Below are 12934 nucleotides of genomic sequence, written 5' to 3'. Positions count from 1 at the left end.
TTTGTCGCTTATGAAACAACTTATTCTTCTCGCCTGGCTAACGCTGGCAGTCGCATCGGTATTTGGTCAGACAAACCAAATGATTCGGGTGGAAGATAGTGCTACCCACGAACCCATCATCGGGGCCACGATCCGTACCCCCTCCAGTATAAAACCCATTATTGGAGTTGTTACCAACGTGAACGGTCTAGCTACAATGCTCAGTACCCCGGCCAGCGTCACGGCGCTTACTGTAAGTGCGGTTGGCTACGAAACCGAATCGTTCCCGCTTACGGCGGGGAGTGACACGCTCGTTTTTCAACTGCATAGCCAGGATGAGTCGCTGGACGAAGTAACCGTTACGTCTACCCGAACCAACTCGCGCATCGAAGACTTGCCCATTAAAGTGGAAGTGCTGGGCCAGGAAGATATGGACGAGGAAAGTGCGGTCGTACCGGGCAACGTGAGCAGTATTCTGGGCGATATTTCCATCATTCACGTCCAGCGCACCTCGGCCGTCAATGGAAACCAGGCCATTCGGATGCAGGGGCTTGATCCGAAATACACCCAGATTTTGCGTGATGGGCTGCCACTTTACGAAGGATTTTCCGGAAATCTGGGTGTTTTGCAAATCCCACCGCTGGATTTAAAGCAGATCGAGGTGGTAAAAGGCTCCGTATCAACACTCTACGGCGGAGGAGCCATTGGTGGTATGATTAATATCGTCTCGAAGACACCGCACTCGGATACTCCCGAATTTACGGCCCTGCTGAACCACTCGAATCTGAAAGAGACAAATCTAAATGCCTACTACTCACAACGCTATGGCAAAACTGGCCTGACGCTCTTTACGGGCTATACCTACCAGAAGGCTGTCGATGTAACCGGCGACGGGTTTACCGATAGCCCCGGCATCAAGCAGTTTAATTTCCACCCCAAGTTTTTCTGGAACCCGACCGATCATACCAAACTTGATATCGGGTATGCATTCACTACCGAGAACCGAACGGGTGGCTACCTGCCTGCTCTTGAGGGTACAGAACCGGTTTCCTATAAAAATGTTACCGATCTACAGCGCCACACCGTTGATTTCAACGCTAGCCTCAATACTTCGGAAACCAACGCCCTGACGGTCAAAGGAGCTGCTAGCACTTTCCATCGGCAGAACACGGATTATCTGAAACTCTCCGACGGGCGACAGTCATCGATTTATTTGGAAGCCAATGATTTGACCCGCTTTGGTAAACACCAGCTTATTGTGGGGGCCAACCTGACGGTTGAAGCGTTTCGTAAGAATCCCGATAGCACTCGTCTCGTGGATTACACCTATAATACCATCGGTGGGTTTGTGCAGGACGACTGGCAGGTGGGCGAAAAAGTAGCGATCCAGGCGGGACTTCGGTACGATCACCACAATACGTTTGGGAGTTTTCTACTCCCTCGCTTATCGGTTAAACTCAAACCATCCGATCCCTGGACGATTCGGTTGAGCGTCGGAACCGGTTACAAAACGCCAAACCTGTTTGTCAACCAAACACCAGGGGCCTTAAATGTTAGTTTGATCTTTCCCCGCTTACTGCCAATTGACGTAGCCACCGTGAAGGCTGAACGATCTGTCGGGACCAACATTGACATTGCTTATTCTAAAACGTTTGAAAGCGGGTTTTCAGTCCAAGTCGATCAGGCGCTTTATTACACTTACGTCAATTCGCCGGTTGTGTCGGCTTTTGCCAGTTTGTCGAGCAACCTGGGCGCTTACACGCAGTTGATCAACGCGCCTTACAATATCTTCAGCGTCGGCACCGATACCTACGTACGGCTCGAATACAAAGCCTACGAGTTGTATTTTGGCTACAACCACACGCTTGCCCGGCGTGACGGACCAACCGATAATACGTACCTGCCGCTGGCACCCCAGGATAAATTTTCGACTACACTTGCCTGGGAAAATGAGCACTTCCGGTTTGGGATCGAAGCCAGCTACGTAGGTACACAGTATCTTTACAACAACCAGAAAGTGCCCAATTATACCTTCTTTGCCGCAGCGGCTGAATACCATTACAATGATCATTGGCGCCTAGTGCTCAATGGGGAGAACATCTTCAATGTGAAACAGGCTAACTACGAAACCGTTGTGCTGGGTACTAACCCGACGGTACAACCTACCTTCCGGCCGGTGTGGGCACCCCTGGAAGGCCGGATTGTGAATCTGGCGCTAAAATTCACCTTATAATAAAATAGGCTTCTGAAGGAGTAATCTTCAGAAGCCTATTTTATGACTCTCCTTTTTTAATGATAATCCTTAGGTGATTGAAACTATTACATATCAAACTTTTCCAATTTCCCTTTTCGATAAACATAAACTTCATAGGAGTGGGTATCGAAACTGAATACTTCTTCAAAAACGACTTTATCGGCTCCTTGACTGAGTTTCATTGCCTGAACCTGTTTATCGGGTGGTAACTCGCTGAATGAAATGTTATGCTCGAATTCAAAGCCTTCATCGTATTCAAATTCGAGGGCAAAGAGTTTATTTCGCCATTGTAGCTGGGTGGTCATGCCGTTGGCTACGGGAGAGTAGTCAATATCAATGGGCGATTTCGTTACGACCTGGCCAGCCGCTTCGGTGAATAAACTTAAGCCGGAAACCACCATAGCCGTGTAGCCAATACGTCGGAAAAGACTTTCACTCAGACGGGGCAACAACCATTTCATGCCCCAGGAAGAGAGCATGGCCGCCACGGCAATTACGGCCCCAAAGGTGATTGCTTTACCCGTCAATAGGCCAAAGGAAGCGTATAGTGCTAGTTTGATCAGATGCAGCATCACCTCGTTAGCCGCCCTTGTGGCTACAATTTCCTCTTTACTCATGCCGTAGCGCAGATAGAATCGATTGAATAGCAACCCAACCGCGCCTGTTAAACCTGATACAAAACCCGCTGCCAGACCAATCAGGGCTAAGTACCCTTTGGGTAAGGGATTGATTTCTTCCAATTCTTTGGTGGAGCGAAAAATTAACGGAAGGTTGGCCATCAAAAACAATCCCATCAATAGCTCCAGATAGAGGGGATTAATATAGGTCAGTAGCTTAGCCCCTATCCATACGGCGGGTAAGGCCGGGGGTACGAACCAAACCACTACGTCCCAGCGAATGCGGGACCAGAAGGCAATGATTCGGGAAATAGAACTAGAGACCGTACCGATGGACAAAGCCGCCGGAACCTGAGCGCCAGGCAACAGGGTACCCAGTACAGGTAATAACAACAGACCAGCCCCACCCCCGCAAACAGCACTAAGCGAAAAGGCCAATAGCGCGCAACCAAATAAAAGCAAACCGGATAAAAACATACGTAGACAAGTGAATGAACTAAATGCTGGGGCCCTAGGCAACGTTGGACGCGTGATTGCTTCGCTGCCATTCGGTGAGCACAATCCCAACAATCAGCCAGCAGGCACCTAGCAGGTAGCCTCCCAATACGTCGCTCAAAAAATGAACGCCTAAATAAATTCGACTAAAACCGACCACCAAAATCAACCCAACGGCACAGAAACCCACCAGCCACCGATTTCGAATGCGACGACGCCCCCGAACCAGCCAGTAACCGAGTAATCCGTAAAGCGTCATGGCTGTAGCTGAATGCCCACTGGGAAATGAATAACCTGATTCTGTATAATAGGCCACTTCTGTCGGGCGTGCCCGAATAAATGTTCGTTTACCAACCTGAACAAATAAGCCGACGCCCGCCATTAAAATCCAGAGAGTTATGATGTTACGCGTCTTTTTTTGATAATATAAAACCGCTGATCCAACCAGCGTCAAACCAATCGTTACATAAGCAGAACCTAGCCAAGTTAGTGCATAAAGCAGTTGGCTGATTGGCGTACTTCGCTCCCGAAAGAGCCACTGGGTGAATCCGTGATCGACACGAACCATTGGCTCAGCATTGACCAGATTCTCGGCAATTTCGGAAAGCACCATCACATTGACGATCATCAACCCGACAAGCACCGTCAACGGTAAACCTCGGAAATGCTCGGTCGATAAACGTTCGACCAGCCAGCTGACAAGACTTGGGAAACGGGTAGCCAATCGGCCAAAGCGATGATGAATATGGTGTTGGAGTTGGTTTGTCGTCATTCGGTTAGTTCTTACACTAGAACAGAGATTATGAATACAAACTAACGATGGCATTCTGAAGAGACTTTGAAGATTACCCCGATCCTGGTTTTGGGGAATAACCCCTACCGTTGACAGCGCTACTGTTTAGGATTAGTAGAGGAGTAGCTTGACATATTGATAGAAGCAGATCAAATCTGCATCAACTTCAGATTTGCTTCAAAATTGGCCATCACTTTTGTACGCATGATGCCACTCGGCAGCTATACAGTAAAACGCAACCAACGTAAAATGGAACGTCCAAACGTGGACTTTAGCCGCTAACCAAACCAACCATATTGTAGCCATAACCGCTAGATCTGCCCTGGAAAGCAGTCGATCGGTTATGTCTTTTGTTATATAATAAATCAATATTAATTAATTGTAAATTGCTTATTATCAAATAATTAATTCGAATTACTGACATGTTATGTCTTAGAAATAGTCTATAAGTTTGCTGGCGAAAAGGATCGAAACAATTTCCTTTTCATTCGACAACCTATGGTCTCTTTAATCAAAAAAATTGCTGTTGCTGCCTGCCTGATAGGCGCTAGCCACGTACATGTTACCGCGCAAACTACGCCTGCGTATTCCTTTATTGAGAAAATCAATCTGCCTACGGGTGATGGCAAATGGGATTACCTAAAAATGGATGGCGAACGTGAACGGCTCTTCGTATCGCACTTTGATCGGGTACATGTTATTGATTTAAACACGAACAAACAAATTGGTGAGATCACCGGCCTGAAAGGGGTGCACGGTATCGGTCTGGCGAAAGACCTTAACAAAGGCTACATCACCAACGGAACAGACAACACGATCACTGTTTTTGATTACAATACGTTCAAAGTCCTGCAAACGATTTCGGTTCCGGGTAAAAAGGCCGACGCCATTATGTACGATAAGGGCACAAAGCGGATTTTTGTCTTTAACAATGGCAGCGGAGATGCGGTAGCTATCGACGCCACAACCGATAAAGTGGTTGGCACGGTAGACATGGGTGGCGCCCCCGAGTTTGCGGTCGCCAACGAGAAAGGAAGTATTTTCAATAACAACGAAGATACCAACGAGATTTTCGAGATCGACGCGAAGTCACTCAAGGTAAAAAACAAGTATTCTGTGGCACCTAATGGCGGTGTACCAACGGGGATTGCCTTCGATGCGAGCACAAACCGGTTGTTTTCGGTTTGTCGTAAACCTCAGGCGCTGGTGGTGATGGATGCGTCGACTGGTAAAATCGTTCAGAGCCTGCCAATTGGTGGTGGTGTCGATGCAGTGGTGTATGAGAAAGATCTAAAATTGATCATGACCTCAAATGGCGAGGGTAATGTCACGATTATTCACCAAGATTCGGCCGACAACTATTCTGTGGTTCAAACGCTTCCCACGAAGCCTGGCCAGAAAACAATGGTTCATCGGGGCACAACGCATCGTATTTACTTAAGCGGGGCTGACTACCAGGCCGATGGGAAAACACCGACGCCCGGAACGTTCGGAGTATACGTGTACGGGCCTAGTCAAAAGCAGTAAACGGTCAAATAACTCATTATCCAACTACACATGTTGTCAGTCCTTCATAAAGCCTTATTGGTGGCTTGTCTGGCCGCGCTTTGCCCGTTATTTACCCAGGCGCAATCGGCTAAGCCAACAATTCCCCGAGTTTTATCGGGCTTAAACTATAGTGAAACAGGCCAGTTGGTCCTGACACGAAACGGTCAGAAACTGGTTGACCTGGATAAAAAAGATGTCTATTCTTTGACGCAGATGGTAGGCAATCCGGTTGGTAATGAAACGGGTATTCTCCTGAATTTTAGTAAACCGGGTTTTACAGGAACTGTGGCCTATGGGCCCTACAATGAAAAAGCCGAATATCCAGCCATTGCGTTTCTACCCCGCACGGTACCCATTCAGGATGGAAAAGCTCTGCTGGATATCAAAGGCACAATTAAAGCCGTTAACGATTTCTTCAAGCTAATTGAAAAAGGTCAGGGCGTTATTGGCTATCGTGCACTTGACAATGCCGGACGGATCATCTACGAAGGTCGGGTGGCGTTCACGGGAAAAGGGCCTTATACCGTAGTACCAACGGTTATTGAAGGGCCCTTTATCAACAACCTCACATCGACGGGCTGCGTTATTTCGTATGAAACGCAGGTGCCGGTAAAGACGACAATTTCGGTTGGCAACCAGACGTTCAGTGATCCGAAGGAAACAACGCATCATGAGATCACGATCAGTGGATTACGATCAGAAATGGCTTACGTATATACCCTTACGTATGCCGCCCGGAGCGATCAGCATCGTTTCCAAACAGCACCTGCTTCGGGTAGTCGCAAGCCGTTTACGTTCGCATTTGCCTGTGCGAATCGAGGGACAACAGGCGGTGGAGAGCGTGATTTCGGTGGCACGAATTACCAGTCGTCGCGGGCAATTATGGCCGCTGCCATGCTGAATGGAGCCGTTTTTATGCAGGCCACGGGCGATCTGACAACCGGCGGAAATCCGAGTGAAGATGGCCACCTGATGGAGTATACGAACTGGAAGCGGGCGCTGGAACCGTTCTGGCACAAGATCCCAGTATATACCGGTATGGGCGATCATGAAGTGAATTACTTGACGTTTGCGCCCGACCCGGAGACAAAGAAAAATCCGAAGATCGATCGGTTTCCCTATCAGACCGAATCGGGGGAGGCCACGTTTGCCCGCGCTTTTGTTCACCCAACTAATGGCCCCGCCAGCGAGGATGGTGCAAGCTACGACCCTGATAACAAGCAGGTTGATTTCCCGACCTATCAGGAAAATGTGTACTACTATACCTACGACAATGTAGGGATGATCGTGCTGAATACCGAGTACTGGAAGTCACATTATCCAGGAGTTGATGGATCGCCGGAAGGCTACATCATGGATGCGCAGTTCAAGTGGCTGACCGAAACCATCCAGAAACTGGAGAAAGACCCGTCCATCGACCACATTTTTGTCAATGTACACAGTGCGGTCTTCCCCAATGGCGATCATGCGAACGGTGCCATGTGGTACGAGGGTAATAACGCTGAACGGCCGGAAGTAGCCGGAAAGCCAGTGAAAACGGGTATTCTGGAGCGCAGGGATCAGTTGCTGGATTTGTGTGTCAACAAGAGCAAAAAGTTTCTGGCCTTCCTTTCAGGGGACGAACACAACTTCGCTTTCCTGCATGTAACGCCCGATACACCGATGTATCCGGAAAGTTATGCATTACCCAGGCTGAAACTGAGCCGTTCGTTTTACCACCTCAACAATGGGGGAGGAGGTTCGGCTCCCTACGCAATGCTGGCCACGCCCTGGATGAAGCAGTTTCAATATTTCACCGAACCGCCCGTACTGGCCCTGATTTTGGTCAATGGCCCGACTGTCAGCTTAAAAGCGGTCAATGCCGAAACGTTTGGGACGGTCTGTCGTGACGTAAAACTACGATAAGCCAACCCGTTTAATGACCCATTTTATACCCATGAAACAAAGACAAAGTTCTTTCCTGTTGGTCTTTAGCACCTTGATGCTACTGGGTTTTTCGACTCAGGCTCAGCAGGCACCGTTTAGTTTTGTCGCGTTCGGCGATATGCCCTATAATCTTCCCGAAGACTATGGCCGTTTTGAGAATCTGATTCGGGATGTGAACAAACAGAATCAGGTATTCAATGTGCACGTCGGTGATATCAAGTCGAGTGAGAACGATTGCTCGGATGCGTATTACAAAAAGATTCACGGCTATTTCAATCAGTTTGAAAAACCGCTGATTTATACGCCTGGTGACAATGAGTGGACCGATTGTAACAAACATACACCGGGTAAATATGACATCGACGAGCGGCTGGGCACGATCCGGAAACTGTTCTTCGACGGCCAGAACAGTCTGGGCAAATCGAAACTGCCGATGCTCTCCCAGGCCAGGCATCCAGAGTTTGCCAGATACGTTGAAAACAACCGCTGGCAGCACGGAAATGTCGCTTTTGCCACCGTCCACATCGTTGGGACAAACAACAATTTTTACCCCGACCCGAAGGGGAACAATGCCGAATTCTACGACCGGAATAAGGCCAATCTTGCCTGGTTGGATGAAGTTTTTTCTCAGGCGAAAGCGGCTAACAACATCGCAGTGGTGCTGTTCACGCAGGCCGATATGTACAACCCGGCAAAGGACGCGAAGGAAGCGAATGCCTTTATCGCGTTGAAAGAAAAGCTCCAGAATCTGACCGTAGACTTTAAAAAGCCCGTGCTGCTGGTCAATGGTGATTCGCACATTTTTCTGGTCGATAAGCCAGTCTACGTGAAGGGTGGCAAGGGCAAGAAAGACCTCGACAATTTCACCCGGCTACAACTCTTCGGAGAAGATAATATCCATGCCGTAAAAGTGACGATCAATCCAGCCACACCGGGGCTATTTCAGATTGAGCCGCTTATGGTGCAGGGCAACTAATGAATAGCAACGATTTGACGCCATAACTATGAAACTTACGTTATACGTATTGCTACTACTTGGATCGCTTGCGGTGCAGGCGGCTACGCTGAAAGGCTCCGTGATGGATTCCCGAACCGGCGAACCACTCATTGGCGCGACGGTAAGTCTGGCCAATACCAAATTCGGGGGTACGGTCGGGCTAGATGGCAACTACCTCATCAAAGGGGTTCCTGCCGGGACGTACACGTATCTGGTTCAGTATGTGAGTTACCAGAAAACGCATAAAACGATTGTCGTTAATAATGATGTGTTCATCCAAAACTTTACCCTGGCGGAAAGTAGCCACGACTTGACCGAAGTAGTCGTGACAGCTTTCAGTGATCGGGAAAATGAGAATAACACCCGAAAAACCGAGCAGAAAGCCGATAATGTCCTGAATATCATTGGTGCCAAAGCCATCTCGTTATTACCTGACATTACGGTGGCCAACGTATTGCAGCGCGTTTCAGGCGTTTCGGTGGTGCGGAATGGCACAGGCGATGGGCAATTTGCGATCATCCGGGGTATGGATCGGCGGTACAATTATACGCTGGTCAACGGGATCAAAATTCCTAGTCCTGACAATAAAAACCGCTACGTGCCGATGGATATTTTTCCGGCCGATCTGCTCGAACGCTTAGAAGTTGTGAAGGCGCTGACGCCCAACATGGAAGGCGATGCCATTGGGGGTTCGATGAACATGATTATGAAATCGGCCCCCGATTACCTGACCCTGTCGGCCACCGCATCGGGCGGATACAGCCAGATTTTTGGTAAACAACCTTTCCAGGGATTCAGCACCAAAGACATCAACTTCCGTTCGCCCTCGGAGATCATGGGCAGTAACACGGCCTACGCGCAACCGTCGCAGTTTTCGCGCACGTCGCTCAATTACAACAAGGTGTCACTGCCCGTAAATGGCTTGTTTAGCCTATCCATCGGTAACCGGATTTTCAATCACCGGCTGGGCTTTTTACTGGGCGGTAGTTACCAGCATACCTATCGGGGTGGCACCACTACGTTTTTCACCATCAACGGCCAGCCAAGTCCGGACCCGTTGCCCAATACGCCTATTTTCACCTCGGTCGATAACCGGATTAATTCCAATGAACAGGCCCGAACGGGGCTGAATGCCAAGTTCGATTATGCGTTTACGGATCGTCACAAACTGAGTTTGTACGGCCTCTTTATGCAGCTCGACGATAAACAACACCGAACTATTCTGGGCGACCAACTGACCAAATTTGGGGATATTACCACCAGTGAACGGTCGGTGTTTCGGCGGCAGAACATCTATAGTGCCACCTTGCAGGGCGATCATATTCTAGTTGGAAATCCAACCAATGCCCGGCTTAAGTTGAACTGGTCGGCGGTGTATTCCCAGGCGAAGAGTCAAACGCCGAGTTGGGCCAACTATAGCGTTACCTACCGGGTAGAACCCGATATAAACGGCAATCCCATCGCCGGATCGCAGTTCATTAACCCGGTGAGTTATATCTGGACGCGCAACAGTGACCGCGATCTAACGAGCTACCTTAACCTGAGCTACTATCCGATGGCTAATGCGGAAGTGTCAGTAGGCGGCATGTACCGTCATAAAGACCGGACTAATTACTACAATGATTACAGTTTGTCGACGGTATTACCCGGTGGCGATCGACAGGTGTACACGACCATCAATCAGGCAACCCTGTCGTTCTTCCCCACAGCCACGGCCTTGTCGGATAGTGCGAATGGCAACAACTATACGGCTAAAGAGCAAATTGCAGCGGGCTATGTGCAGGGGAAAGTTACCTTGGCGAGTCGCTGGCAACTGATGGGTGGCGTTCGCTTCGAAAACACCAATCAGGCCTATGTATCACAACTTCCAGTCACCTCGACGGGGAAAACGGGGAAAATCAATTACCTGGATATCTTACCAAGTCTGCACCTGAAGTATCATTTGTCGACCCTGGAAAATGTCCGGTTCTCCTACTTCCGGGGTATCAGCCGACCGGGTTATTTTGAACTGGTTCCGGCCCTGTTTCCTGGTGATTATTACACCGAGTCGGGTAACCCCTACCTCAAGCATACCGTTGCCGATAACATTGACTTGCGGTATGAACTGTTTCCGGGCGGTAGTCAGCAATTGCTGATCGGTGGGTTTTATAAAAACATCCAGAATCCGATTGAATACGGCTTTAACCAGGTCAGCCAGGTCAATACGCTTTACCAGCCGCTTAACTTCGGTACGGCGACCAACTTTGGCGCTGAATTAGTGTTTGCCAAGTTGTTCAGTGACTGGGGGTTAACGGGTAACTACACCTTTACCAAATCGAGTATTACGACCTCAAAACTGGTCTATGGTCGTGATGCCCAAGGGGCAACCGTGGTGACCAATGCATCGCAGACACGGCCCTTACAGGGACAGTCCGATCACATTGCGAACCTGTCGCTGGTGTATAAAAATCAGCGGATCAATGTCGACGCGCAACTAGCCTGGGTATACACGGGGAAGCGGATCAACGTCGTGTCGCCGTATTTGAATCTGGATTATTGGCAGCGGGGTACGTCGCAACTGGATTTCTCGGCGGAGAAGCGCTTTGGGACGAACCGGGCTTCGGGTACCCGATTCTCGGTCTTTGCCAAGCTGACCAATTTGCTCAATAACCCAATCATCTCCGAGATTCTGAAGCCCAATACCCTGAGTAGTCTGCCGGAGCAACTCCGCACCGATCGGATTCTGGTGCAGAAAGATCTGTTTGGTCAGACCTATCTGATCGGATTCCGCTATAAACACTAATCGTTTCATCACGCATTGCTTCTTTATTTTTTTTCAACTATGAACTATCAGATTCGTTTCCGTTTGGCAGCTGTTACCGTTGCTGCCGGGCTGATGGCCGGACTTACCGGTTGCAGCAAATCAGAAGATGTGCAGGTATCGGCTCCGTTTTTTAAAGCGGGTGTTGCCATTAGCACGAAAACGCCGTTGTCGGGTGTCGTGAAAGGGACTCTCCTGGCCGATTCGACCTACCGGGTTACCGGCGATGTATTTATCAATGAAGGTGATACGCTGGTCGTTCAGCCCGGGGCCAAGGTATATTTCGATGGCAAGGGCGTGTGGAGTTTCATCGTGAAAGGCTCGTTTTTATCATTGGGTACACAGGAAAAGCCAATCTATTTCACCGTTCCAAATACGACTAAAACCGATACCCCTGGCGCTGATGTAACTAAAGATCCGGCTTATGCGGGTCTGTGGGGGGGTATCCTGGGTGAAACGACGTTCAAAAACATCATCATCAAGTGGACGCACCTGGAGTTTGGGGGCGGCACAGTCGTGACCTCGCCTGTGTCCTTTATTGCGAACGGGGGCAAAGCGTACGTAGTCTCTTCGGCTAACTCAGATGGCATCGTGGTTCTGGAAGATTCCTGGATTTATGGCTCGGTCGATGATCCAATGCGTCCCTTTGGTGGTAAGTACAATGTCATGCGGAACACCTTCGAAAAGTGCGGGTTCACGGGTGGCGAAGCCTGGAACGTGAAAGGCGGTACGGTAGGTAACTTCGCGTATAACGTAGTAATTGGTGCTGCCACGAACGGCCCTAAAGCGTCTAATAATGGTCAGAAGCCCGGCCAGCCACAAACCAACCTGATGTTCTATAACAACACGCTGGTGGCAAATGGATATCGCCGGGCGCAAGATGGCCGGGGCGGTTCGATTAACTTTGAGGAAGGTGCAAAAGGGGGTTATTATAACAACCTAATGGTTGATAGTAAATATGGCCCGCGCATCGTCGGTGCTACGCAGTCGTATGCAGGCAACGCGCTGGTAGTAGCCGATACGGCCAACATCAAATACGGTAATAACTACAACTATGTTGATTCGCTGAAAATGGCCAACCAGATTTATCCGGTTCTCTTCACCACCAAACCACAAACCACTGACATTCCAGCGCCTTCAACGTTCCTGCCCGCTGGTTATAAACCTGGTCAGGTCTATGATGGGTCGGCAGTGGTTCAGAAAAACAACCCACAGTTTGTGAACTTCCCATTGCCCTATGTGGCAACCAAGAAAATATCGGATGTTACGTATGTAGGCACCTGGAACTTCCGCCTACTATCAACGTCACCCGCTATTGGCAAAGGCACAACCAGTTTCAGTCCGCTGACGGTTGTGCCGGTGAGTCCCAACTTTGGTTCATCGGAAATCACGCCACCGAGTACCGATATCGGTGCCTACCCAAGCAATGGCAAGGGTAATCTGCACTAAAAACTGTACGATTTATCCCTCAGAGATGCCCAGGAATAAAAAGAGAAGCACTCCGAACTCGGGGAATCTCCTTTTA

At 49.3% G+C, this 12934-nt stretch carries 8 protein-coding genes; 6 read left to right on the top strand and 2 right to left on the bottom strand.

Features of this window, described 5'->3' with window-relative positions:
* The first annotated feature begins 10 nt into the window (after positions 1-10).
* On the top strand, positions 11-2212 hold the full coding sequence (locus ACYVEA_RS29905; protein WP_461117042.1) for a TonB-dependent receptor: 2202 nt from the start codon (positions 11-13) through the stop codon (positions 2210-2212).
* 86 nt (positions 2213-2298) lie between these two features.
* On the opposite strand, the gene ACYVEA_RS29900 is transcribed toward ACYVEA_RS29905, so the two are convergent.
* Complete coding sequence (locus ACYVEA_RS29900; RefSeq protein ID WP_461117041.1) at positions 2299-3327, bottom strand: sulfite exporter TauE/SafE family protein; 1029 nt, start codon at positions 3325-3327, stop codon at positions 2299-2301.
* 34 nt (positions 3328-3361) lie between these two features.
* On the bottom strand, positions 3362-4117 hold the full coding sequence (locus ACYVEA_RS29895; RefSeq protein WP_461117040.1) for a phosphatase PAP2 family protein: 756 nt from the start codon (positions 4115-4117) through the stop codon (positions 3362-3364).
* A gap of 519 nt (positions 4118-4636) precedes the next feature.
* On the opposite strand from ACYVEA_RS29895, the gene ACYVEA_RS29890 reads away from it, so the two are divergent.
* Genes ACYVEA_RS29890 through ACYVEA_RS29870 form a run of 5 tightly spaced genes read left to right on the top strand, consistent with a single transcriptional unit; the run spans position 4637 to position 12858 of the window.
* On the top strand, positions 4637-5665 hold the full coding sequence (locus tag ACYVEA_RS29890) for a YncE family protein (protein WP_461117039.1): 1029 nt from the start codon (positions 4637-4639) through the stop codon (positions 5663-5665).
* 30 nt (positions 5666-5695) lie between these two features.
* Positions 5696-7591: a hypothetical protein gene (locus ACYVEA_RS29885; RefSeq protein ID WP_461117038.1), complete on the top strand. Its 1896-nt coding sequence runs from the start codon at positions 5696-5698 to the stop codon at positions 7589-7591.
* 31 nt (positions 7592-7622) lie between these two features.
* Entirely contained in the window at positions 7623-8588 is a 966-nt protein-coding gene (locus tag ACYVEA_RS29880; protein ID WP_461117037.1) for a metallophosphoesterase, read from the top strand.
* Between the two features lie 28 nt (positions 8589-8616).
* Entirely contained in the window at positions 8617-11391 is a 2775-nt protein-coding gene (locus ACYVEA_RS29875) for a TonB-dependent receptor (protein WP_461117036.1), read from the top strand.
* A 39-nt stretch (positions 11392-11430) separates the two neighbouring features.
* A complete protein-coding gene (locus ACYVEA_RS29870) occupies positions 11431-12858 on the top strand; it encodes a hypothetical protein (RefSeq protein ID WP_461117035.1) in 1428 nt (475 codons plus the stop codon).
* Positions 12859-12934 lie beyond the last annotated feature (76 nt).

This window comes from Spirosoma jeollabukense (assembly GCF_054777855.1).
The sequence above is the reverse complement of the archived record's forward strand: the minus strand, read 5'-3'. Positions and strand labels throughout refer to the sequence as shown.

Excerpts from the sequence above, each read along its gene's own strand:
- ACYVEA_RS29905 (WP_461117042.1), top strand. The coding sequence starts at position 11 with ATGAAACAACTTATTCTTCTCGCCTGGCTAACGCTGGCAGTCGCATCG.
- ACYVEA_RS29900 (WP_461117041.1), bottom strand. The coding sequence starts at position 3,327 with ATGTTTTTATCCGGTTTGCTTTTATTTGGTTGCGCGCTATTGGCCTTT.
- ACYVEA_RS29895 (WP_461117040.1), bottom strand. The coding sequence starts at position 4,117 with ATGACGACAAACCAACTCCAACACCATATTCATCATCGCTTTGGCCGA.
- ACYVEA_RS29890 (WP_461117039.1), top strand. The coding sequence starts at position 4,637 with ATGGTCTCTTTAATCAAAAAAATTGCTGTTGCTGCCTGCCTGATAGGC.
- ACYVEA_RS29885 (WP_461117038.1), top strand. The coding sequence starts at position 5,696 with ATGTTGTCAGTCCTTCATAAAGCCTTATTGGTGGCTTGTCTGGCCGCG.
- ACYVEA_RS29880 (WP_461117037.1), top strand. The coding sequence starts at position 7,623 with ATGAAACAAAGACAAAGTTCTTTCCTGTTGGTCTTTAGCACCTTGATG.
- ACYVEA_RS29875 (WP_461117036.1), top strand. The coding sequence starts at position 8,617 with ATGAAACTTACGTTATACGTATTGCTACTACTTGGATCGCTTGCGGTG.
- ACYVEA_RS29870 (WP_461117035.1), top strand. The coding sequence starts at position 11,431 with ATGAACTATCAGATTCGTTTCCGTTTGGCAGCTGTTACCGTTGCTGCC.